Genomic DNA, 23,024 nt, shown 5'->3' with positions numbered 1-23,024 from the left:
GGCACGGGCGTTCTCAGGCGTCGGGGGTGCCGTCGCCGCGGGGGCGGTCCTCGGAGGGGGCGACGGTCGGGAGCGACAGGGTGTCCTCCTCACCGCCCCGGGCCGCCCGTCGGTCGGTGGACGGGGGCCCCGTGTACGGCTCCGGCTCCGGCTCGGGCCACGGCGAGGTGATGTGGGCCGGGCCCGGTTCGGGGGTGGGCGGCCACGTGTCCGGGTGGGCGGATCCCGGCGCCGTGTAAGGCGGCGGTCGTCTGCGGCGGATGCTCCGGCGGCCGGGCATCAGCACCGCGCCCAGCAGGAGCAGCACCCCGCCGCCGGCCGCGCCCGCGACGCCCCGGCCGAGCCCCGAACCGTCGCCCGCGATGATCAGACCGCCCTCGGCCTGTCCCAGGCGCACCATCCACAGGACGGTGAATCCGAGCGCGACCAGGCCCGCGAGCGCGACCAGCAGGCGCTGGCGCAGCAGCACACCGAGCACCGCGAGCACGGCCGCCAGGACGAAGGGCAGCAGCAGCGACATCAGCAGCGGGGGACGGTCCGGGGTGAGGTCGCCGAACAGGTCCCGCACGCGGTAGGAGCGCCCGAGGCGGCCGCCGTACCAGTCACGGAAGGGGCTCAGCACGGCGACCGCCGCTCCGGCGAGAGCGACGGCGGAGCCGAGAACGGTGCGGATCATCGCCGGCCTCCTGCGCATCGGCGCGCATGCGCGGCGGTGCGCGTCGCGCTCGCGCCCGACGCTACGCGCGGCCGATCGTCCCCGCCACACAGATCATGACCACGCTGTGACAGGGTCATGACCCACTGAAGCGCGTGAGCCGTCATGCTGGAGGGCCGGGGCGGACAAGCCGGAACGGCACGAAGAGAAGTCCACACGACAAGGGGGGCTGCGTCGATGATGCGGCAACACATGAAGATGGCCGCGCTGCTCGCCGTGGTGGTGCTCGCGCTCACCGGGTTCTCGACGTCGAGCCACGGCGGCAAGAGCAAGAGCAGTGGCAAGAGCAGCAGTAGCAGCGGCAGCAAGAGCAAGAGCAAGAGCGGCGGAAGCTCGGGGGGCGGCGGTTGCTCCAGCTCGAAGAAGAGCAACCACGACTACGACGACGATGACGACTACACGGACACCACGACGGACACGTACGCGACGGCCACCCCCTCGGCGACGGCCTCCGACGCACCCGTGGTCCGCGTGATCAGCTGCGCCCAGCCCCGCAAGGGCAAGCGCAAGGCCGTGACGTCCTCGGTCGTCGAGATCACGTCGACGGAGCTGGGCACGCAGACGTACGAGATCGAGGTGACCTTCGTCGACGCGCGTGGCACCACCGTGGACACCGCCGAGGTCACCACCGAACTCGACTACGACGAGACCGACCGGGTCACGGTCCGCATGGACAGCCCCGGCAAGGTGGCCCGCGTCAAGCGGTGCCGCGTCACCGCCGAGACCCTCGTCTGACACACGGCCGCACAGCCGCACAGCATCACGGCCGCACGGCATCGCGGTCGCACGGCATCGCAGGAGCGGGCCGTCCCCCCGGGGGACGGCCCGCTCCTGCGTGGGCGGCCTGCGCGAGGCGGCCCGCACACGGACGCAGGCACGGCCCCCCGGCCGTGCCTGCGCGTGGTGCTCCGGCCGCGGCGGCATCCCCTCCGCGCCGCCGGGGCCGTCCCCCGTTCCCCCCGTTCCCCCGCTTCCCCCGTTCCCCCTGGCGGTGGTTAGTTGACCGGCTCGGTGGTGGCGTGCGCGTCGGCCGGCTTGGCGGTGACCTTGGCCGTGACCAGCGGCTCGCTGGTGGCGTGCGCGTCCAGGGTCGTGATCTCCTCGCCCGTGGCGTGCGCGTCCGCGGGCTTGAGCTCGTCCTTGTTCGAAGCCATGGGATTCAACTCCTGAAGTGTCGATGGACCTGAGTGCGTCGGGCCCGCCCGGCTGTTCCCCCGTGGACTGCCGGACGGGCCTTGCGGACCGCTCACCCTAGCTGCGGGACCGCAGATCGATCCGTGTGCCCCCCGACGCGACGGCTCGATGGGTAGAGAGTGACGCGCCGCGATAAACGAACGCTGAACGCCGTCAGGACGGTTGGCCGGCCGCCGCCGGTTCGAGCAGGGCCCGCACGGTCGCCGACTCCGTGGAACCGAGGTCGTCGAAGACGGTCAGGGCCTCCCGCCAGCAGACACGCGCCCGGTCCGACTGCCCGACGGACCACAGGGCCTGGCCCAGCACCGTCAGGACGTTGGCCCGGCGCCAGTCGCCGCCGATGCCCCGCAGGACGACGAGAGCCTGCTCCGCGTGGGTGGCCGCCTGCGCCGCCTCCCGCTCCGCCAGGTGGAGTTCGGCGAGCCGGAAGAGCGTCATGCCGTGCCACAGGTGCTGGCGGCTGTCGCGGAACACGGTCAGCGCCTCCAGCAGGACCTTCCGGGCGCGGACGGCCTGCCCCGCCCCGGTCAGGGCGAGCCCGAGGGCGTACTTGCCGTTGGCCAGGCGAAGGGCGAGACCGGTCGTGTCGGCCTCGTACATGGCCACCCCGCGCTGGGCCAGAGCCACCGCGCTCGTGGTGCGGCCGACCGCGAGGTGCACCCGTGAGAGGTTGCAGAGGGCCGCCGCCTCGCCCGGCTTGTTGCCGTCCTCGCGGAACGCCTCCATGGCCTGCGTCAGATGGGCTTCGGCGTCGTCGTGGCGGTTCTCGTACAGGGCGATGATGCCCCGCTGGTTGGGGGCCTGCCCCAGCGACACCGGGTCGTCGGCCCGCCGGCCGAGACCGTGGGCCCGGCGGGCCTCCGCGTCGGCCTCGGCGAACCGGCCGGAGACGCTGTGGACGTGGGACAGCATGGTGCGCGCCCGTGCTTCGGCCAGGGCCTCGCCCACGGTCCGGGCCGCTTCGCTGACGGCCTTCGCCGCGGCTGCGAACTGGTAGGAGTTCGCGCCCGATTCGCCCAGGTCGACCACCGCCATCAACAGGTCGGCGGCCCGCCGGGGCATGCCGCCCGCGGCCGACTGCCGGGCGCACGCGAGCAGCGCGCTCGACTCGGAGAACAGCCAGTCGAGGGCGTGCTCCCTGGCCGTGAACGACAGTCCCGGATACGAGGTGCGGGTGAAGTGGTCGAGGACGCGCTCCCCCGGCCGTTCCAGCGCGTACACCCCGGCGGCCGTCGCCAGGTAGAAGTCCAGCAGCCGGGACAGGGCGGCTTCCCGCTCTCCCGGCGGCTGTTCGTCGCGTTCGGCGCACGCACGCGCGTAGAGGCGCACGAGGTCGTGGTAGCGGTAGCGGCCGGGGGCGGCCGACTCCAGGAGGGAGGTGTCGACCAGGGACTCCAGGACGTCCTCCGCGTCGTGCTCCTCCAGGTCGAGGACGGCGGCGGCAGCCGCCAGGGAGATGTCCGGGCCGTCCGCGAGGCCCAGCAGCCGGAACGCGCGGGCCTGCGCCGGCTCCAACTGGCCGTAACCCAGCTCGAAGGTGGCCTTCACGGCGAGGTCGCCCGCCTGCAGCTCGTCCAGCCGGCGGCGCTCGTCGGCGAGCTTCGCGGCCAGCACCGAGACCGTCCAGGTGCGGCGGGAGGCCAGCCGGGAGGCGGCGATCCGGATGGCCAACGGCAGGAACCCGCAGGCGGCGACCACGTCCAGGGCCGCGTCCCGTTCCGCGGCCACCCGCTCCTCGCCGACGATCCGGGTGAAGAGCTGCAACGCCTCCTCCGGGGACATCACGTCCAGGTCCACCAGGTGGGCGCCCGCCAGGTCGACCATGCGCACCCGGCTGGTCACCAGCGCCGCACACCCGGCGGTACCCGGCAGCAACGGCCGCACCTGGGCGGTGTCGTGGGCGTTGTCCAGCAGCACGAGGACCCGGCGGCCGTCCAGCGTCGAGCGGTACAGCGCGGACCGCTCGGCCAGTCCCTCGGGGATGTCGCCGTCGGGGGTGCCCAGCGCACGGAGGAACGAGCCGAGGACGGTCTCGGGCTCCGCCTTGTGGCCGCCGGCTCCCTGCAGGTCCACGTAGAGCTGGCCGTCCGGGAAGTGGGGGCGCGCCTGGTGCGCGATGTGCACCGCCAGCGTCGTCTTGCCGACCCCGCCGATCCCGGCCAGGGCCGAGACCGCCATGACCGAGCCCCCGGTGGTCGCCAGCCGTGCCCCGAGGTCGCGCACGAAGGACGCCCGGCCCGTGAAGTCGGGCACCGTGGCCGGGAGCTGGGCCGGCCGGACCACCGCGGGGGCGGGTGCGGCGCTCGCCTCGGCGGTGTGCGCCAGTTCGTCGTCGGCGCGCAGGATGCGCTGCTGGAGCTGGGCCAGTTCGGGACGCGGGTCGACGCCCAGTTCGTCGGCGAGCAGCCTGCGGGTGTCCGCGTACACGGCGAGCGCCTCGGCCTGCCGGCCGCTGCGGTAGAGCGCGACCATCAACAGCTCGCGCAGCCGCTCGCGCAGCGGGTGGGCGGCGGTGAGCGCGGTGAGTTCGGAGACGGCCTCCGCGTGCCGGCCGAGCTCCAGGTCCAGGTCGAGCCGGGTCTCGGTGAGCTGGAGCCGCCACTCCTCCAGCCGGGTGCGCTGGTTCTCCGCGTAGGGGCCCGGCACGGAGGCCAGCGTCTCGCCGTCCCAGAAGCCCAGCGCCTTCGCGGTCAGCGCGCGGGCGCGGTGGCGGTCGCCGCCGGCGCGCGCCCGCTCCGCTCCGGCGGCCAGTTCCTGGACGGCCACGACGTCGAGAGCGTTGCCGGGGACCCGGATCGCGTAGCCGCCGGACTCGCTGACCAGGGTGTCGGGCCCCAGCGCCTTGCGCAGCCGGGACGCGTACGTCCGCACGGCGGCCAGGGCCTGCGAGGGCGGGTCCTCGCCCCAGATGGCGTCGATGAGTTCGGCGGCGGTGGCGGTGCGGCCCTCGCGCAGCAGGAGAGCGGTCAGCAGGGCCCGCTGCTGCGGCGAACCGGAAGGCAGCGGTTCCGTGCCGCGCCGGACCCGCACCGGGCCGAGGACGGCGAAGGACAGCGCGACGGCGTCCGCCGGTTCCTCCGCGGCGCGCTGATCCGGAATGCGCAGACGAGGTCCGTCGTCGCGGTCCATTGATGCCCCCTGTCCTGCTCGCCCGCCCGGTCCTGCCGGTCCGCGCGTGACCCGTCCGCCCCGCCCCCCAGCGGTGATCGGGGGTGTGCGTCCGGATTGCTCCGTACCGCTGGTATCGCCGTCAACAGTCTGCCTTGTCGCGGGCCGCCCCGTCAGCACGGGGTGACGCTCTGCACAAGCCTTCGACAACGATTGCGCAATCGCTCCCACGGTTGCGGGGGAGGGGTGGTGACGGTAAGTCACGGATGGGGCGAGCGGGCCGTGCGGGGGCGGGTGGTGGGGGCGGAGGGTGGAGGCGGCTCCGGCCGGACCGCCGGGGGGCGGGGCCGGCCGGAGCGTCTGCCCGGTTGGCGGGGCGGAGGGGGCGGGTCAGCCGCGGACCCCCGGTTCCTGGACCGCCGGCTCGCGGACCACCGGTTCCTGGAGCTCGGTCACCCAGTCCTCCCGGTTCTCGGGGCACTCCAGACTGACCTCGCGGGTGTACCCCGCCGCGCGGTAGCCGTGCGCGTCCAGCCACCGGGCCAGGGTCTGCTCCGTGGCGAGGACCCCGTCCATCGCGCCGCGGTGCATGATGGTCGCGGCCTCGAAGGCCGGCAGCCCGACCACCGTCACGCCGGAGTCGCCCACCGGCCCGACGGGCGCCGAGACGGTGACCCCCGCGTGCACGACGATGCGGCCCGACCCGTCGGGCGCGTCCTCGTACCGGGCGATGCCCGGACCGGTGGGGGTGATGCCCGCGGTGCCGAGCAGCGGGAACAGCCGCTCGTACAGCGGCGCGATCACCGGGGTGATGTCCTGCGGCCGGTAGCCGTCCGCGAGCCCGGTCAGCTCGGCGACCCGCACCGCGGGAATGGTCTTGATCATGACGTCGTCCGTGGACATGCGTCCCTCGCTCTCGATGGTCCGGAGCCTCGCCTCGACCCGCGCCAGCCGGTCCGCCGCCTCCCGGGCGGCCTCCTCCAGCTCGGCCCTCCGCGACCGCAGCATTCCGCGCAGCGCCTCCGGCCCGACCTCTTCGTCCAGGATCGCCCCGACCTGCTGGAGCGTGAAGCCGAGATCCTTCAGGGCGACGATCCGGTTGAGCCGGGCGAGCTGGGCGGCGCCGTAGTGGCGGTAGCCGGTGACGGGGTCGGTACGGGCGGGGCGGAGCAGACCGACGGCGTCGTAGTGGCGCAGCATGCGCGCCGACACCCGGCCGTACCTGGCGAACTCTCCGATGGTGAACATGACGTCTCCCAGTGCAGGGCTTCACGCCGTGTCAAGGTCAAGAGCCGGAGGCGGGGAGCCGCGGGCCGGGAGCGGGGGTCCGGAGCCGGGCGCGGTGCCGGGGTGCTGGTCGCCCGGCGCGGCCTCCGGGGCGCCGGGTGCGTCCGGGACCTCGGTGGGTGGGGGCCAAAGCAGGAGCTCCGCTCCTCCGCCGGGGCGGGGGAGCGGAGCTCCTTGGGTACTGCGTTGCCGGCCGCGATCGACCGACCCGGGCAACTAGGCCGGGGTGACGTTCTCAGCCTGCGGGCCCTTCGGCCCCTGAGTGACGTCGAAGTTCACGACCTGGTTCTCCTCGAGGGAGCGGAACCCGGACGCGTTGATCGCGGAGTAGTGAACGAAGACATCCGGGCCGCCGCCGTCCTGGGCGATGAAGCCGAAGCCCTTTTCAGCGTTGAACCACTTGACGGTTCCGGTAGCCATAAAGCCCTCCTTGGGCCAAAGGGTTGCCCTGCTCCAGAACCTGCATACAAGTCTGAAAACTACAAAAGCCTGCGGGTTACATGCTCCGCAGGCTCTGTACTGCAAGGGAAACCAAACTGCAACTTGCGGGCGAGCCTAGCACGCAGTCTCGGGCCAGCGGTAGAGGGAAAGATCACTTCACTCGAATGTTTGACGGGTGTCCGCCGACGGCGTGTCGGACGCTTCCGGAAGGCCCTCGGCGGAGGGTCGGCCGAGTGGTCCGGGAGTGCCGCGCCGTCGCCCCGGTGGTGCTGTGGTGACGGCACGGGTCTAGCCTCGCGATGTGGACAATTCAACCGTCTCCCCCCTCGAAAGCGGCGATCGTCGCACCCGGCCCCGTGTGGGTCACATCCAGTTCCTCAACTGCCTCCCCCTCTACTGGGGCCTGGCACGGACCGGAACCCTGCTCGATCTGGAGCTGTCGAAGGACACCCCGGAGAAGCTCAGCGAGCAGCTGGTCCGGGGCACGCTGGACATCGGCCCCATCACCCTCGTCGAGTACCTGCGCAACGCCGACGACCTGGTCGCCTTCCCCGACATCGCGGTCGGCTGCGACGGCCCCGTCATGTCCTGCGTGATCGTGTCGCAGGTGCCGCTGGAGCAGCTCGACCACGCCCGGGTGGCCCTCGGCTCGACCTCCCGGACCTCTGTCCGGCTGGCGCAGCTCCTGCTCGCCGAGCGGTACGGCGTGAACCCGGACTACTACACCTGCCCGCCGGACCTCGGGTTGATGATGCAGGAGGCGGACGCCGCCGTACTCATCGGCGACGCGGCCCTGCGCGCCAATCTGCACGACGCGCCCCGCCTCGGGCTCCAGGTCCACGACCTGGGCCAGATGTGGAAGGAGTGGACGGGCCTGCCGTTCGTCTTCGCCGTCTGGGCCGCCCGCAAGGACTTCCTGGCCGCCGAGCCGGACGCGGTGGCCAAGGTGCACGAGGCGTTCCTGGCCTCCCGCGACCTCTCCCTCCAGGAGGTCACCAAGGTCGCCGAGCAGGCGGCGCGCTGGGAGGCGTTCGACGCCGAGATCCTGGAGCGCTACTTCACCACCCTCGACTTCCGGTTCGGCGAGGACCAGCTCGCCGGGGTGCGGGAGTTCGCGCGGCGTACGGGTGAGACCACGGGCTACCCCTCCGACGTGCGCGTGGAGCTGTTCGGCGGCTGAGCCGCCTGGCCTGGGCGGGCGCCGGTCGCGGGCGCGGGTCGCCGGCTCGGGGCCCCGGACACGGGCACGGGATGCGGAGTGGCCGGTCTGCGAGGGCGGGGTGTGCCGGGCGGGTGGGGGTGGGCCGGGTGTGCCCGGAGAGGATGAATGCGGAGCCTTTCCTCTCCCCGTCCCGTTCCTTTCCGGATCAGGCCTTTCGGCCGCCGCCGGGCGGTTACGGCGTTCCCGGACCTTCCTGCCGGTCGGACGTCGGTGGGCGGTCCGATATCGGTCGGGATATCGCCGCGATCCGGCGCCGGGTGCGGTCCCGGCGCCGAATGTGTCGAACCCGTCGAACCCGTCGAATCCGTCCTATCCGTTGAATCCGTCGAACCCTCCCCACCCGCCTCATCCGTCGAATGCGCCGGTGGGAAAGCCGACGGGAGGAAAGCGGGGGGCATTGGTGGTGGCCGCGCCCCTTCACCGGTCCCCGCACCCCATTCCGGAATGGATCATTCCCCTTTTTGTCCGCCGCCGGCCCACCCGGTCCGGGACCGGCGGCGGCGTTCCCGGACGCCCTGTGAACGCGCCGGTCCAGCCCCTAGGGTGCGAGGTGAGCAGGTCGTACACGGGGGAGTCGTCATGCAGCCGCTGGAAGCCGGCGAACCGCGCACCATCGGTGCCTACCGCCTCCTCGGCCGCCTCGGCGCCGGGGGCATGGGGCGGGTCTATCTGGGGCGCAGCGCGGGCGGCCGGACCGTCGCCGTCAAGGTCGTGCACCCGCATTTCGCCCTGGACCCGCAGTTCCGCGCCCGGTTCCGGCGCGAGGTGGAGACCGCCCGGCGCGTGGGTGCGCGGTGGACCGCGCCCGTACTGGACGCGGATCCGGACGCCCGGGTGCCGTGGGTGGCGACCGGCTACGTGGCGGGCCCTTCGCTGGCCCAGGCGGTCCCCGCACACGGCGCGCTGCCCGAGCACGCGGTACGCGCCCTGGGCGCCGGTCTCGCCGAGGCGCTCGCCGCGGTCCACGCCCAGGACATCGTGCACCGGGACGTGAAGCCGTCCAACGTCCTGCTGGCCCTGGACGGACCCCGCCTGATCGACTTCGGCATCGCGCGGGCCCTCGGCGCCTCCGTCTCCCTCACCTCCACCGGGGTCTCCGTCGGTTCGCCCGGCTACATGGCGCCGGAGCAGATCCGGGGCCACGACGTCACCGGGGCGGCGGACGTCTTCTCGCTGGGCGCCGTCCTCGTCTACGCGGCCACCGGTGAAGCGCCGTTCCCCGGCGACTCGTCCGCCGTCCTCCTCTACAAGGTGGTCCACGAGGAGCCCGAACTCGGAGACCTGGCGGGCGGGCTCCGCCGGCTCGCCGTGGCCTGCCTCGACAAGGACCCGGCGGCCCGGCCCGGCCCCGCCGAACTCGCCCGGGAGCTCGCGCCGGGCGGGGCGGCCGCGCTGGTGGAGTCCGGCTGGCTGCCCGGCCCGCTGGTGCGCGAGGTGAGCGCGTCGGCGGTGGCGCTGCTCGACCTGGAGCCGCAGGAGCCCCCGGTGCTCTCCGGCCCGGTGCCGTTCACCAACGCCTCGCTGGAAGCGCGGGACCTGCCGCCGGACGGAGCCGCGCCGGACGGCGTTGTGCGGGACGGCGGGGACGGCGCCGTCCGGGGCGGAGGGTCCGGTGGCTCCGGGGCGCCGCTCGGTGTGTTCGGGCCGCCCGTGCCTCCGACGCACGCCGCGCCCCCGTACGCCGCCCCCACGGCCGGTGGCCTGCCCGGTGGGACCGGTGGGACCGGTGGGACCGGCGGGACCGGCGGTGGTGGGGCGGGTGTCCACCGGCCCGGCTTCTCGCTCAGTGTCGGCGCCGGCGCGCAACCCCGTACGGGCGGGCGCCGGGTGAGCTGCACGGTCGCGCTCGCGGTGGCCGGGGCCCTGGCCGTGGTCACCCTCGGCGCGGGGATGCTCGGCGACCTGCTGCCCTGGGGGGCCGACGACTCCGACCGGGGCAACGACACCGCGGCCGGCCCGCCGTCCGCCTCGGCCTCACGCGACCCGTCCGCGGCCGGGACGGCGCCCGGCGACGCGACACCCGGTGCGCCCAGCGGCTCACCGCCGGCTGCGACCGGCGGCCCGGACCCCACCGCCGGGCCGTCCGGGAGCGCGGAACCGGTGGACCGGCTGCCCGCCGGCTTCGCCGGTACCTGGTCCGGTCCGACCACCGAACGCTCCGGAACCCCGCACGGCACGCTCACCGCCGTCTTCACCGGGGGGAAGACGGGCGAGGACGTCGTCCGGATGACCCAGTCCATCGAGTACCTCGGCTCCGAGATCTCCTGTTCGAGCATCGGGACGCTCCGCCCCGGCAGCACCGCGAAGGTGCTGAAGATCCGCGACCGGCCGGTCGCGGACAGCTCCGCGAACCCGTTCTGCACCGGCGCGGAGTCCGACCTGACGTTCACCCTCACCGACGCGGGGAGCCTCGCCTACCGTTCGTACGAGGAGGCCGCCGGACTGCCCACCGGCACGCTGGACCGGTCCGGCCGCTGACGGCGGGCCGGGTGGGCGTAGTCTGGATCGGTCCGTGGATCCGTAGAGAAACCGCCGAAAGGTGACAGCCCGGTGACCGAGAAGGCCGACCTCCAGCCCATCCTCGACCGCGCCGCCGAAGGCGGGCGGATCTCCGCGGAGGAGGCGCTCGACCTCTACCGGTCGGCTCCGCTGCACGCGCTCGGGGCCGCGGCCGACGCCGCGCGCCGCCGCCGTTACGCCGGTACGGAGCACATCGCGACGTACATCATCGAGCGCAACATCAACTACACCAACGTGTGCGTCACGGCGTGCAAGTTCTGCGCGTTCTACGCGGCTCCGAAGGACACCGACAAGGGCTGGTCCCGCGACCTCGACGACATCCTGCGCCGCTGCGCGGAGACCGTCGAGCTCGGCGGCACCCAGATCATGTTCCAGGGCGGCCACCACCCGGACTACGGCGTGGAGTACTACGAGGAGCACTTCTCCGCGATCAAGAAGGCGTTCCCGCAGCTCGTCATCCACTCGCTCGGCGCCTCCGAGATCGAGCACATGGCGCGGATCTCGAACGTCTCCGCCGAGGAGGCCGTCTCGCGCATCCACGCCGCCGGTCTCGACTCGTTCGCGGGTGCGGGCGCCGAACTCCTGCCGGCCCGGCCGCGCAAGGCGATCGCGCCGCTCAAGGAGTCGGGCGAGCGCTGGCTGGAGATCATGGAGATCGCCCACGGCCTGGGCGTCGAGTCCACCTCCACCATGCTGATGGGCACCGGCGAGACCAACGCCGAGCGGATCGAGCACCTGCGGATGATCCGCGACGTGCAGGACCGCACGGGCGGCTTCCGCGCCTTCATCCCGTACACCTACCAGCCCGAGAACAACAAGCTCAAGGGCCAGACGCAGGCCACGGTCTTCGAGTACCTGCGGATGATCGCCATCGCGCGCATCTTCCTCGACAACGTCGCCCACATCCAGGGTTCCTGGCTCACCACGGGCAAGGAAGCCGGTCAGCTCTCGCTGCACTACGGCGCGGACGACCTCGGCTCGATCATGCTGGAGGAGAACGTCGTCTCCTCCGCCGGCGCCAAGCACCGCTCCAACCGCATGGAGATCATCGACCTGATCCGCAAGGCGGACCGCGTCCCGGCCCAGCGCGCCACCACCTACGAGCACCTCGTCGTGCACGACGACCCGGCGAACGACCCGGTCGACGACCGTGTCGTCTCGCACATCTCCTCCACCGCTCTCGACGGGGGCACGGCGCACCCGGAGCTCAAGCTCCTCAACGCCAACTGACGGTCCCTCCTTGCTGACGATCCACGCGTGCGCCCTGCTGCTGCCCGGCGGCGGTCTGCCGCCGGTGCGGAGCGGGGCGGTGGCCGTGGAGGACGCGGTGGTCGCCGCCTTCGGCACGTACGAGGAACTGGCCGCCGCCCACCCCTCGGCCCGGGTGCGGCGATGGCCCGGTCTGCTGACACCCGGACTCGTGCAGCCCCACGCCGTGGCGCTGCTGACGGGGGCGTACTTCCCCGATCCCCGCGAGGCGGACGAGTGGGGCACGGCCCCCGTGACCGGCGGGTCGGCCGAGGCCCCGCTGAGCGATGAGACCCGGCGGGCCGGCAGCGTCCGGCGCGGACTTCACCGGATGCTTCAGCACGGCACCACCGCTGTTGTGGCCGGTGCCGGTGCCGGTGCCGGTGCCGGTGCCGGTGCCGCGCCCGCGCTGCTCACCGCCGTCCGGAGATCCGGCCTCGCGGTCCTGTCCGCCGCACCGGCCTCCGCTCCCGTCCCCTCCGAGGACGCCGCCCGGGACCTCCCCCTCGATCCCCTGTCCGGACTCCGCTCGGTGGCGGATGCCGTGGCGGCACCGCTGGCCGTGGGGGCGAGGGCCGATCTGGCGGCCTTCGACGCCCCCGACGAGCCCGCCCTGCTGCGATCCGGAGCGGCCTGCTGCGTCGCCACCGTGGCCGCGGGGCGGCTGGTCCACCGCAGGAGGTAGGGGCGGCCGGGGCGCGCCTGTCGCCGGGGGCCGGGACGGGGCGCAGTCGCGCACGCCGGTCGGCCGACCCGCCGCGAGCGACCGCCGCGAGGGCTGTCGTCGGGGGCTGCTTGAATGGGCGGGTGACCCGAGCATCCCTGGACAAGCAGCCGCACGAAGTCGCCTCGATGTTCGACGACGTGGCGGCCAACTACGACCTGACCAACGACGTGATCTCGCTCGGGCAGGCGCGCGCCTGGCGCAAGGAGGTCGCGCGCGCGGTGGACGCCCGCCCCGCGCAGAAGATCCTGGACCTGGCCGCGGGCACCGCCACGTCCTCGCAGCCGTTCGCGCGGGCGGGCGCGTACGTGGTGCCGTGCGACTTCTCGCTCGGCATGCTCCGGGTCGGCAAGAAGCGCCACCCGTGGATGCCGTTCACGGCGGGCGACGGCACCCGGCTGCCGTTCAAGGACGAGACGTTCGACGCGGTCACGATCTCCTTCGGGCTACGCAACATCCAGGACACCGAGGCCGCGCTGAGCGAGCTGTACCGGGTCACCAAGCCGGGCGGACGCGTGGTGATCTGCGAGTTCTCCCAGCCGACCTGGGCGCCGTTCCGCACGGTCTACCTGGAGTACCTGATGAAGGCGCTGCCGCCGATCGCCCGCACGGTGGCCAGCAACCCGGACGCGTACGTCTACCTCGCCGAGTCCATCCGCGCCTGGCCCGACCAGGCCGGTCTGGCGGGCCTGCTCCAGAAGGCCGGCTGGTCGGACGTGGCCTGGCGCAACCTCACCGGCGGCGTCGTGGCCCTGCACCGGGGCACCCGCGCCTGACCCGTCCGCCCGCGCCCGGCCCCGCCCGCCCGCGCCCGGCCCCGCCCGCCCGTGACCGCCGGCCCGTCCCGTGACGGCCGTCCCGGTGGTGACCGCCGGCCCGCCCCGTGACCGTCCCCGCCCCGTGACCGCCCCTGCCCCCTGACTGTCGCCGCCGGGGGGTTACGGGGCACGCGGATCACCGCTGCCGTCTCACAGCGCCAGCCGGAAGCAGAGCGCCTGCCGCCCGTCGGACATCGGGTAGGTCTCCGCCCGCCGCATGCCCAGTCGCCCCGCCACCGCCACCGAACGGGCGTTGCGGGAGTCGACCATCGCCACCACCTCGGGGACACCGGCGGCCCGGACCCGCTCCAGGGTGAGGCGGGCCGCCGTCGTCGCGTACCCCTTGCCCCAGGCGGCGCGGCCGAGCCGCCAGCCGATCTCGACGGACCCCACCGGTCCGAACTCCGGGTGCGGCCACGGCTGGGCGCCGGTGAAACCGAGCACCTCGTCGTCGTCCCCGAGGACCGTCCAGAAGCAGTAGCCCAGTTCGGCGTCGTGCCGCCGCTGGCGCGCGGTCAGTTCCTCGTAGACGGAGAACTCGGCGCGCCGACCGCCGTGGAACTCCATCACCTCGGGGTGGTCGAAGACCCGGTGCCAGGCGAGCGCGTCCTCGTCGCTGGGGACGCGCAGCCGTACGGTCGGGTTCGAGACAGGCGCGATCGTCATCGGGGAGCCCTTCGGGTGGTTGATCAGCCGGCCCCCCTAGACTGCATGGGACAAGTGCCGGGCGGCACGCGAATTCGAGTCTTCGGGAGATCCGACCGTGACCGAGCCCCTCTCCGAACACAGCGCGGACGTGATCGTCGTCGGTGCCGGCCCGGCCGGTTCCACGACCGCTTACCACCTCGCGAAGGCCGGGCTCGACGTCCTGCTGCTGGAGAAGACGGCGTTCCCGCGCGAGAAGGTGTGCGGCGACGGCCTCACCCCGCGCGCCACCAAGCAACTCGTGTCCATGGGCATCGACATCTCCGAAGAGGCCGGCTGGCTGCGCAACAAGGGCCTGCGCATCATCGGCGGCGGCGTCCGCCTCCAGCTCGACTGGCCGGATCTGGCCTCCTACCCGGACTACGGACTCGTCCGCAAGCGCGACGACTTCGACGAGCAGCTCGCCCGGCAGGCGCAGAAGGCGGGCGCGCGGCTGTACGAGCGCGCCAACGTCGGCGCCCCGATCGTCGACGAGCGCACCGGCCGCATCACCGGCGTGCACGCCAAGCTCGGCGAGGAGAAGACCCCGGTCACCTTCCACGCCCCGCTCGTCGTCGCCGCCGACGGCAACTCCACCCGCCTCTCCCTGGCGATGGGCCTGCACCGCCGCGAGGACCGCCCGATGGGCGTCGCGGTCCGCACCTACTTCACCTCGCCCCGCCACGACGACGACTACCTGGAGTCCTGGCTGGAGCTGTGGGACCGGCGCGGTGCCGAGGACCGGCTGCTGCCCGGCTACGGCTGGATCTTCGGCATGGGCGACGGCACGTCCAACGTCGGTCTCGGCATCCTCAACTCCTCCTCCGCCTTCAAGGAACTGGACTGGCGCGAGGTCCTCAAGTCCTGGTGCGCCTCCATGCCGGAGGACTGGGGTTACACCCCCGAGAACATGACGACCCCGATCCGGGGCGCGGCCCTCCCGATGGCCTTCAACCGCCAGCCGCACTACACCAAGGGCCTGCTGCTCGTCGGTGACGCGGGCGGTCTCGTCAACCCGTTCAACGGCGAGGGCATCGCGTACGCCATGGAGTCGGGGCAGCTCGCCGCGGACGTCATCGTCCAGGCGCACGCCCGCGCGACCCCGGCCCAGCGCGAACTGGCCCTGCACAACTACCCGAAGATCCTCAAGGACACCTACGGCGGCTACTACACGCTGGGCCGCGCGTTCGTGAAGGTCATCGGCAACCCGAAGATCATGAAGATCGCCACGCAGCGCGGTCTGACGCATCCGATCCTGATGAAGTTCACCCTGAAGATGCTGGCCAACCTCACCGACCCTACCGGCGGCGATGCGATGGACCGCATCATCAACGGCCTGTCGAAGGTCGCACCGAAGGCGTGATCCCCGGGCCGGCCCGCCACGGCCCGGCCCGGCCCCCGCGGTACCGCCCGGCCCCGGCAGCGACGGTTTCCGTCGCCGCCGGGGCCGTTCGCGCGGCACCCGTCCGGCCGCCGGTATCCCCTCCGGTCCGGTGGTGCGGGTACCCTCTTGTCCGTGTCCAGCCCCGAGTCCGACAGACCGAGGCCGCCGGTGACCCGGCGGCCGACCGCGCGCTGAACGACGCCGCCGGTAACCCCACGAGGGCCCGGACGCTCGTTCCCGTACGGTCCGATGCCGCCGGCTCCACCGCGGGGACGGGTCGCTTCCACCCGGTCGTGTCCGACCGGGTCATCACCTTCGGCCGCCGCGCCGTTCCGGTCCCACGGGGCCGGCTGTCCGCCGCGCCCGGATCATGACGCCCCCTTCCCCGCCGTCGCCCGTCCATCGTCGGTCCTTCCAAGGGGCAGTTGTCCATGCCGTTCGCCGTATACGTCCTGGGGCTCGCCGTCTTCGCCCAGGGCACCTCCGAATTCATGCTGTCCGGGCTCCTCTCGGGCATCGCCGCCGATCTCGGCGTCACCCTCCCGGCCGCCGGTCATCTGACCTCGGTCTTCGCGGTCGGGATGGTGATCGGGGCACCCGCCATGGCCCTGTTCAGCCGCGCCTGGCCGCCCCGTCGCTCACTGCTGCTCTTCCTCGGCGCGTTCGTCGCGGCGCACGTGCTGGGGGCGCTCACGCCGGACCACCCGGTCCTGCTGGCCTCCCGGTTCGTCGCCGCGCTCGCCTACGCGGGCTTCTGGGCCGTGGCGCTGTCCACCGCCGTCTCCCTCGCCCCCGCCCACTTGCGGGCGCGGGCCACGGCCGTCGTGGTGGGCGGAGTCACGGTCGCCTGTGTCGTGGGCGTCCCGGCCGGCGCGATGCTGGGGGAGCGGTGGGGGTGGCGGTCCGCGTTCTGGGCGGTCGCCCTGCTCTGCCTGCCCGCCGTCCCCGCGATCCTGCGGAGCGTCGCACCGGGAACCGGAACTGCCGGCAGCACACCGTCCGGGACAGGCGTGGAAAGCGCGGGCGTCGAGAGGGCGGGACGGGTGTCCGCGCGCGCCGAACTCCGCGCGCTGGCCCGTCCGCCGGTCCCGCTCACCCTGCTGACCATGGTCCTGCTGCAGGGCGCCACCTTCTGCACGTTCTCCTACCTCGAACCGCTGCTCACCCGGACCACCGGGCTCGGCACGGTCTGGGTCCCGGTGGCGCTCGCGCTCTTCGGGGCCGGCTCCTTCCTGGGCGTCACCGTCTCCGGCCGGTACGCCGACCGCAGGCCCGTCCCGCTCGTCGCCACGGGCCTGGCCGCCCTCACGCTCGGCTGGAGCGCGCTGGCGTTCCTGGCGGAACGCCCCTCCTGGACGCTCTGCCTGATCCTGGCCCAGGGAACGCTGGCCTTCGGCACGGGAACCGCGCTCATCGCGCGGGTTCTCTCCCTGGCCCCCGGCGCGCCCACGCTGGCGGGCTCGGCCTGCACCGTGGCCTTCAACCTGGGGGCCACGCTCGGCCCTTGGGCGGGCGGGCTCTCCCTCGGCGCCGGGGCGGGATTCGTGGCCCCGGTGTGGGTGAGCGCCGGGCTGATGGGGCTCGCCCTGGTGACGGCGGGGGCGGCGCTGCGGCGGCCGGGTCCGGCGCCGGAGCACAGTCCGGAGGCGGCGGTGCGCTGAGCGGGGCCCCCGGGGGCGCGGGCGGTCCGGGAGCCGCGGCGGTTCGCCGGGGGGCCGCCCTCGGGGGCCGGTTCAGGTCCGGCCGGGCGCGGCGGCAGGCGCTTCCGGTGCCGCCGCGCGTGCCGCCGTGTCCGTCACCCGCCGTCCCGCCCACCGGACGGCGGGTCCCATGGCGAGCCCCGCCGCCAGGAACAGGCCACCGAGCAGCAGCCAACCCGGCACGCCCCAGGTGACGATCAGCGAGGTCAGCACCAGCGGGCCGAGCATCCGGGCCACCGGCACGCCCGCGCCGAAGAACCCCTGGTACTGGCCGTACCGGCCGGGCGGGGCCAGATCGAAGCCGATCTGCCAGGCCCCCGCCGACTGCCGCATCTCGCCCCACACCTGGAGCGCGGCGGCCACCCCGAGCAACCCGAGCAACACCCCCGTCGGCGCGTCGGACGCGGTGCACGCGAACACCCCGCAGGACGCGAGCATCAGCACGCCCCCGCCGCGTACCGCGCGGACCGCGCTCTCCAGGTCCCGCACCACGGCGGCCGTACGGACCTGGAACAGCATCACCGCGCCCGTGTTGAGCACGAGGAGCGCCGACACCGCCCAGGCGGGCGCGGCGGTACGGTCCGCGATCCACAGCGGGAGCGCCAGACTGATCAGCGGCATCCGCAGCAGCAGCACCATGTTGAGGAACGTCACCAGCGCGTACGGGCGGTCCCGCAGCACCACGAGGGTGCGCGCGCCGTCGGCGGACCCGCCGCCCCCGCGGCCCGGCGCGGGGAGGACGGCCAGCAGGAGCGCGCACAGGACGAACGCCACGGCGTCCATCGCCAGCGCCGACCGGTAGGCCGCCGGCGTACCCGCGTGGAGGGCGAGACCGCCGACGGCCGCGCCCAGCGCCAGTCCCGCGTTGACCGCCGACTGCAGGTGCGCGAGGACGCCGGTACGTTCCTCCGGCGGTACCAGTCCGGCGAGGAGCGCCTGCCGGGCCGCCGCCAGTCCGGACTGCGCGGTGGCGTAGGCGCACGCCGTCAGGGTGAAGGCGGCGAAGGAGTCCACCAGGAGGAACGCCCCGACCGCCGCCGCGGTGGCCAGGGCCAGCAGGACGGCGGTCCCCTTCGGGCCCCGGCGGTCCGCGAGTTGCCCGAGCGGCACCCCGGCGACCGCGCCCACCGCCCATGCCAGGGTGAGGCCCAGTCCGATCCGGCCGGGCGACAACCCGACCACCTGGGAGAAGTAGAGCGCCGAGCAGACGTAGTAGGCGCCGTCGCCGAGCGAGTTGACCAGTTGGGAGACGGCGAGTCCGCGCGCCGGGCCGGGGGCGGGGATCGGACGGTACGACACGGGTCTCCTCGGGTGCGGGGCGGCGGGGGGCGTGCCGACGCGGCCCTGGCACGGGGGCGGCCGGCGCAGGGCGTGGGTCCCCGGGGTCCGACGACGGCCCGGCCCGTCCACCGTAAGCCGTCAACGGCCTTGTCTTCTGGGCCAGTCGGGGCTCCGTCGGATGGGCCAATCGGCTGCGGGCCGCCGGGCGGCGCGGGCGGTGCGGGGGAGCCGGGAGCTGCGGGCCGGGCGCCCGCCGTCGTGTGGGCCGCGGCCACGACGACGGCCGGGTACGGCCTTGCGCGCGGTTCCGGCGGCGCGGACCATCGCTCCATGAGAGCGGACGTGCGGTTCGAGGACGACGGCCTCGTGGTGACGGAGGATCCCTCCGAGCCCGGGGTGTACCACCTTCCGCGTCGGGGCGGCCGGCCGCCGGCGGACAGCCGGGCGCTGCCGTGGGCGGAGGCGGTGCACGCGCGGATCCGCCCGGTCGGCACGGCGGAGGAGGTCCTGCGCCGGTGGGCGGCCGGGGGCGCGGCGAACCGGACCGCCCGGTGGGTCGATCCGGCCACCGACCGTCCCGAGCGGGTCCGGGCGGGCGCGCTGGTGATCAGGGACGGGCATCTGCTCCTCATCGCGCTCGACGACGCGCACGCGCCCGGCGAGCTCTACTACGAGATCCCCGGCGGCGGCGTGGAGGCGGGGGAGACCCTGCACGAGGCGGTGCTCCGCGAACTCGGCGAGGAGACGGGCCTGATGGGCAGGGTCCACGGGGAGGTGGCCCGCGTGTGGAAGAGCCGGACCCGGCAGCACTACTTCCTGGTGGAGGCCGACGGCGCCGTCGGTGAGGGGGACGCGCTGGACATCAACGGGGGCAGCCTCGTGTGGGTGCCGGTCGAGGAACTGCCCGTCACCCCGGTGTGGCCGCGCCGCCTCTCCTGGCGGATCGCCCACTGGCACCGGACGGGCTGGCCCGCCCGCCCGGTGGAACTGGCGGACACCGTGCGCGACCTGCGGGCGGACTGCACCTGGTGAGGGCGGTGGAGCCGGCTTCCGGGAGGCCGGGGGCGGAGGCCGGGGCCCGGCCCGGAGAACGTGCCGGAGCGGGCGATCGCGGCAGTGGGAATGACGCCCGGTGCCCGGATCGTGCGGAGCCGGTGGCGAGGGCCAAGGCACGGGTACGCGCAAGGGCAAGGGCAAGGGTGTCCAGGCCGTTGGTCGGCCCTCGGCGCGGGGCACCCTCGGCCCATGCCCGCATTCGATCTCTCGGAATGCCCGGTGCGGTGACTATGCGGCACGCCCATGTCGCAGAGCCTGAATGAGCCAGGAGTACACCGGGATCAGCTGCGGTACCACCTGCCAGCCGTTGACGATCCACACCAGCCGCCAGTACCGGTCCACCCGCGGATCGTGCGCCTCTTCGAACTGCTGCGCCATCCAGTCCCGGAACTCGGTGTCCGGGGTGCGCCCGAACACCTCGGCGAAGCGGTGCACGAGGTCGTCGATGACGGGTGCGGCGCTGTCGCTGCGCGGGTCCATGCCCGCCCCGGTTGCTTCGGCCGCCTTCCGACGGGTGAATTCCATCAGTTCCTCGCCGGCATCGCGTTCGATGGCGAGCGGGAGCCGGGCGACCCGACCCGCGACCGCCCGGCGCATCCGGGCACGGAAATCCTCGTCGCCGACCAGCTCGACGATCTCCGCCCACGCGGCGACCTGCTCGCTGGTCGGATCGCCGGGGAGGTCGGGCGTGGCAGCGCGAACCATGGCCACCGCGGTCGGGTCGGCGTCCACCGTGCCGAAGGCGCCCTCCATGAAATCGTCGAGCACACGTCGGCGTTCCTGGCCGGACAACTGCGTGAGCCTGTGCATGAGCGTCGTCTCCTCGGGACTGGACCCCCGTCCGGCCACGACCCGCAGAACGCTCCGGCGCATGTGCAGCATCCGGATCTGCACGTCCAGGACGTCGGCGTGCGCGGCGGCGACTTCCGCCACCGGGAGCTCGCGGTTCAGTACCCGTTGGATCGTGGCCAGGTCCATGCCCAACTCGCGCAGTGTGCGGAGCAGTTCCAGACGACGCAGGGCGTCGAGGTCGTAGAGCCGGTAGCCGGCGGGAGTACGGGTGGTCGGTGCTACCACCCCCGAATCGGAGTAGAACCGGATGGTCCTCACGGACAAGCCGGTCCGCCGGGAGAGCTCCCCGATCGAGTAGAGGGTCGTAGCGTCCATGTCCCCCACTCTGCTGTCTCCAGTCACTGGAGGCTCAAGGCCTTGTCCCGGCCGGACCCGTCCCGGGCGTCCGCCGGGCGGGATTCCGCGCAGCGCCGCCCGTCGGCCGGGTGCCCGGCTTCCGTCCTCAGAAGTGCGTCGCGATCCCGAACGCGTCCCGGAGCGCCGCCATGTCGTGGTGGTCGCGGTCGGTCGGTTCGTAGCCCTGGTGGAAGTACGCCTGCTGTTCGGGCGAGAGGCACGGGACGGCCTCGCCGCCGATGGTTCCGGCCACGAAGCAGGCGGCCGGGTAGGCGAACGGCCGTTCCGGGTCGAAGGACGCCTGGAGGGCGGAGCCGTCCGGGGCGAAGACCAGGGGGTGGAGGTCCACTTCCCGGCCCGCGGGGCCGGTGACCACGAAGCGTACGGGCCGCTGGTCGAGGCTCTCCCGGTACCCGGCGGCCGCGAGCGCCGCCAGGGCCTCGGCCTCGTGCTCCGCGGCGAACATCAGGTCCAGGTCCCGGTGGGCGCGGGTCTGCCTGCCGAGCAGGGCGTCCACGCCCCAGCCGCCGCCGACGTGCACGGCAACCCCCGCCCGCCGCAGCGTCGCCAGTACCGCCAGTACCTCGTCGGCCGCCATCATCCGGGCACAGTAGTCGGTTCGGGTGGGCGCCGTCGCGCGAAAGGCCCGAGGGCCGTCGCTCCCGAGCGGGGGAGCGACGGCCCTCGGGCCCTGACCCGGCGGGGCCCCGGGGAGGGTCCGCGCCGAGCTTGTGAATCAGAGAACGCGGACCGCGCCGGTCGGCTGGTCGTAGCTCATGTCGCGGAGCACGGTGCCGGTGCTGGAGTTCTGCGCGCCGACGAACTGGCCGTCACCCACGTAGATCGCCACGTGGTACGCGCTGCCGGCGCTGCCCCAGTACAGGATGTCGCCGGCCTGGAGGCTGCCCAGGGAGACCTGGGTGCCCGCGACCGACTGGTCCTGGGAGACGCGCGGCAGGCTGACGCCCGCCTGGGCGTACGCGGCCTGCACGAGGCCCGAGCAGTCCCACGAGTTGGGGCCGGTGCCACCGGCGACGTACGCGTCGCCGACCTGCGCCTTGGCGAACGCCACGATGGCGGCGGCGGAGCCCGAGACGGCAGAGGAAGACGAGGAGGACGAGGCGGCCGTGGCGGTCGCCGTCGTGCCCGAGGAAGAGGAGGAACCGGAGGAAGAGGCGCTGAGCGTGGTGCGCGCGGCGCTGCGGGAGGCGCGCTCGGCGGCTTCCGCCTTCGCCTCGGCCTTGGCCTTCGCCTCGGCGGCGGCCTTCTTCTTCGCGGCGGCCTCGCGGTCGGCGTCCGCCTTGGCGGCCTTGGCGGCCTTCGCCGCGGTCGTCGCGGCGGCCTCCTCCTGGGCGTGCGTCTGGAGGTCGAGGGCGACCTGCTGGGTCGCCTGCGCCGACGCGGCGACGGAGGTGGAGAGGTCGGCCGTGATGGTCGGCATCTCGATGGTCTGGGTCACCGGCTCGGCCTGGGCCGGTCCGGCGGCGCCTGCGATCGCGAGGGTGCTGAGCACGCCGCCGGCAACTCCCGCACGCAGCGCCGTCTTCGATGCGCGCTGGCGGGGCTTCCGGTGGCTGGGTATCTGAGCGGTGTGGGACATGGCTCTACGGCTACCAGGGGTTCCGGGGTCCCTTCAAGAAACGTGTGTTGCGACACAGTTACGTCCGGAATCCTGTAATCCGCTTGCTGCGCGGCCTTATTGACGCCGTAACGGGCAAAACGGACAGGGGCGATCGGGGCCGTGATCATTGCTTTTCGGCAATACGCCCGAATTGCCCACCACTTACCATCCGTTCACACCGTTGGCCAACCTCGCCACTTCAGCCACCCCTGTGCGCGTGACGCAGCTCACTGTGTGCATCCCCTGTGAAGGAGGGACCCCGCCGCGCTCGTTCTTCCCTTCACGAGGTCGGCTTCCGGGGCGGCGGTCGGGTCGCGAGGAGATCGCGGAGAGGTCGCGGCGGGGTCACGGAACGGTCGCCCGGACGTGCCGGCGGCGACGGCCCGAACGCGCGGGGTCCGGTGGCCCGGCGACGGCCCGCCGGGCTGCCGGCTGTCCGGATCGCGCGGGGCGGCGTGGGCCCCTCCGCGCCTCTCTGTGCCTCTCCCGGAGGAGAGACGGGGGCCCGAAAAGCCTTTGTGCGCGGAGTTGTCCATGTACGTCCCCCGGCCACCCTCGTTCGGGTGGTCCCAATTCCGGCCGCTTCCTATATCACTTGGCCGAGTCCATCTCCAATTTTGCGTTGCGGGTCGGTACTTGATAGGCCACCACCCGGTTGACCAGGGGTAACCCGTCCGATTGTCACCTCTGGTGATCACTCGGGCGCTTCGCGTACGAAGATCGCCACTCATCCGACTTCATGATCGTTCGTCAGGTGGTGGAGGTCACAAAGACGGGGCTGTACCCCGTGTCGCAGATCACAGGATCGCAGGCATAGGATGCGGGGCAGTCGG

19 protein-coding genes are annotated in these 23,024 nt (G+C 73.6%); 9 read left to right on the top strand and 10 right to left on the bottom strand.

Features of this window, described 5'->3' with window-relative positions; genetic code table 11:
• Positions 1-13: 13 nt before the first annotated feature.
• Positions 14-676, bottom strand: coding sequence for a hypothetical protein (locus tag Q0994_RS16630; protein WP_299535197.1), 663 nt, complete (start codon positions 674-676; stop codon positions 14-16).
• A gap of 216 nt (positions 677-892) precedes the next feature.
• Here Q0994_RS16630 and Q0994_RS16625 point away from each other — a divergent pair, with 216 nt between their 5' ends.
• Positions 893-1,450: a hypothetical protein gene (locus Q0994_RS16625; protein WP_299535194.1), complete on the top strand. Its 558-nt coding sequence runs from the start codon at positions 893-895 to the stop codon at positions 1,448-1,450.
• A 260-nt stretch (positions 1,451-1,710) separates the two neighbouring features.
• Here Q0994_RS16625 and Q0994_RS16620 read toward each other — a convergent pair whose 3' ends face one another.
• The 4 genes from Q0994_RS16620 to Q0994_RS16605 all read right to left on the bottom strand — a co-directional run bounded on the left by Q0994_RS16620 (position 1,711) and on the right by Q0994_RS16605 (position 6,724).
• Positions 1,711-1,869 carry a hypothetical protein gene (locus Q0994_RS16620; protein ID WP_299535192.1) on the bottom strand — a complete coding sequence of 53 codons (159 nt, stop codon included), beginning with the start codon at positions 1,867-1,869 and terminating at the stop codon, positions 1,711-1,713.
• Positions 1,870-2,062: 193 nt separating this feature from the next.
• Positions 2,063-5,038: an AfsR/SARP family transcriptional regulator gene (locus Q0994_RS16615; RefSeq protein ID WP_299535190.1), complete on the bottom strand. Its 2,976-nt coding sequence runs from the start codon at positions 5,036-5,038 to the stop codon at positions 2,063-2,065.
• A gap of 369 nt (positions 5,039-5,407) precedes the next feature.
• The gene (locus Q0994_RS16610; RefSeq protein WP_299535187.1) at positions 5,408-6,265 is read right to left on the bottom strand and encodes a MerR family transcriptional regulator; all 858 of its coding nucleotides are present in this window, start codon (positions 6,263-6,265) and stop codon (positions 5,408-5,410) included.
• A gap of 255 nt (positions 6,266-6,520) precedes the next feature.
• Positions 6,521-6,724, bottom strand: a complete 204-nt coding sequence (locus Q0994_RS16605; RefSeq protein WP_003967102.1) for a cold-shock protein — start codon at positions 6,722-6,724, stop codon at positions 6,521-6,523.
• A gap of 322 nt (positions 6,725-7,046) precedes the next feature.
• Between Q0994_RS16605 and Q0994_RS16600 the strand changes: the two genes are divergently transcribed.
• The 5 genes from Q0994_RS16600 to Q0994_RS16580 all read left to right on the top strand — a co-directional run bounded on the left by Q0994_RS16600 (position 7,047) and on the right by Q0994_RS16580 (position 13,235).
• Positions 7,047-7,925 carry a menaquinone biosynthetic enzyme MqnA/MqnD family protein gene (locus Q0994_RS16600; protein ID WP_299535140.1) on the top strand — a complete coding sequence of 293 codons (879 nt, stop codon included), beginning with the start codon at positions 7,047-7,049 and terminating at the stop codon, positions 7,923-7,925.
• 621 nt (positions 7,926-8,546) lie between these two features.
• A complete protein-coding gene (locus Q0994_RS16595) occupies positions 8,547-10,445 on the top strand; it encodes a protein kinase domain-containing protein (protein WP_299535138.1) in 1,899 nt (632 codons plus the stop codon).
• Positions 10,446-10,517: 72 nt separating this feature from the next.
• On the top strand, positions 10,518-11,717 hold the full coding sequence (mqnC, locus tag Q0994_RS16590) for a cyclic dehypoxanthinyl futalosine synthase (RefSeq protein ID WP_299535135.1): 1,200 nt from the start codon (positions 10,518-10,520) through the stop codon (positions 11,715-11,717).
• A 10-nt stretch (positions 11,718-11,727) separates the two neighbouring features.
• The gene (locus Q0994_RS16585; protein ID WP_299535132.1) at positions 11,728-12,420 is read left to right on the top strand and encodes an imidazolonepropionase-like domain-containing protein; all 693 of its coding nucleotides are present in this window, start codon (positions 11,728-11,730) and stop codon (positions 12,418-12,420) included.
• Between the two features lie 122 nt (positions 12,421-12,542).
• Positions 12,543-13,235 (top strand): demethylmenaquinone methyltransferase, encoded by a 693-nt coding sequence (locus Q0994_RS16580; RefSeq protein ID WP_299535129.1) that lies wholly within the window; start codon positions 12,543-12,545, stop codon positions 13,233-13,235.
• A 192-nt stretch (positions 13,236-13,427) separates the two neighbouring features.
• Here the strand turns inward: Q0994_RS16580 and Q0994_RS16575 are convergent, their stop codons facing one another.
• Positions 13,428-13,943, bottom strand: a complete 516-nt coding sequence (locus tag Q0994_RS16575; protein ID WP_299535127.1) for a GNAT family N-acetyltransferase — start codon at positions 13,941-13,943, stop codon at positions 13,428-13,430.
• Positions 13,944-14,040: 97 nt separating this feature from the next.
• Here Q0994_RS16575 and Q0994_RS16570 point away from each other — a divergent pair, with 97 nt between their 5' ends.
• Both Q0994_RS16570 and Q0994_RS16565 read left to right on the top strand, forming a co-directional pair.
• Entirely contained in the window at positions 14,041-15,324 is a 1,284-nt protein-coding gene (locus Q0994_RS16570; protein ID WP_299535125.1) for a geranylgeranyl reductase family protein, read from the top strand.
• A 452-nt stretch (positions 15,325-15,776) separates the two neighbouring features.
• Complete coding sequence (locus tag Q0994_RS16565; protein ID WP_299535122.1) at positions 15,777-17,006, top strand: Cmx/CmrA family chloramphenicol efflux MFS transporter; 1,230 nt, start codon at positions 15,777-15,779, stop codon at positions 17,004-17,006.
• A gap of 72 nt (positions 17,007-17,078) precedes the next feature.
• On the opposite strand, the gene Q0994_RS16560 is transcribed toward Q0994_RS16565, so the two are convergent.
• Positions 17,079-18,344 (bottom strand): MFS transporter, encoded by a 1,266-nt coding sequence (locus Q0994_RS16560; protein WP_299535120.1) that lies wholly within the window; start codon positions 18,342-18,344, stop codon positions 17,079-17,081.
• Positions 18,345-18,656: 312 nt separating this feature from the next.
• On the opposite strand from Q0994_RS16560, the gene Q0994_RS16555 reads away from it, so the two are divergent.
• A complete protein-coding gene (locus Q0994_RS16555; protein WP_299535118.1) occupies positions 18,657-19,358 on the top strand; it encodes an NUDIX domain-containing protein in 702 nt (233 codons plus the stop codon).
• A 252-nt stretch (positions 19,359-19,610) separates the two neighbouring features.
• On the opposite strand, the gene Q0994_RS16550 is transcribed toward Q0994_RS16555, so the two are convergent.
• The 3 genes from Q0994_RS16550 to Q0994_RS16540 form a co-directional block, all read right to left on the bottom strand.
• Entirely contained in the window at positions 19,611-20,549 is a 939-nt protein-coding gene (locus Q0994_RS16550) for a MerR family transcriptional regulator (protein ID WP_299535115.1), read from the bottom strand.
• Positions 20,550-20,676: 127 nt separating this feature from the next.
• Positions 20,677-21,171, bottom strand: coding sequence for a nucleotidyltransferase domain-containing protein (locus tag Q0994_RS16545; RefSeq protein ID WP_299535113.1), 495 nt, complete (start codon positions 21,169-21,171; stop codon positions 20,677-20,679).
• Between the two features lie 135 nt (positions 21,172-21,306).
• Complete coding sequence (locus Q0994_RS16540; protein ID WP_299535112.1) at positions 21,307-22,170, bottom strand: C40 family peptidase; 864 nt, start codon at positions 22,168-22,170, stop codon at positions 21,307-21,309.
• Positions 22,171-23,024 lie beyond the last annotated feature (854 nt).

Source organism: uncultured Streptomyces sp., from assembly GCF_947488945.1.
Taxonomy (GTDB): domain Bacteria; phylum Actinomycetota; class Actinomycetes; order Streptomycetales; family Streptomycetaceae; genus Streptomyces.
The sequence above is the reverse complement of the archived record's forward strand: the minus strand, read 5'-3'. Positions and strand labels throughout refer to the sequence as shown.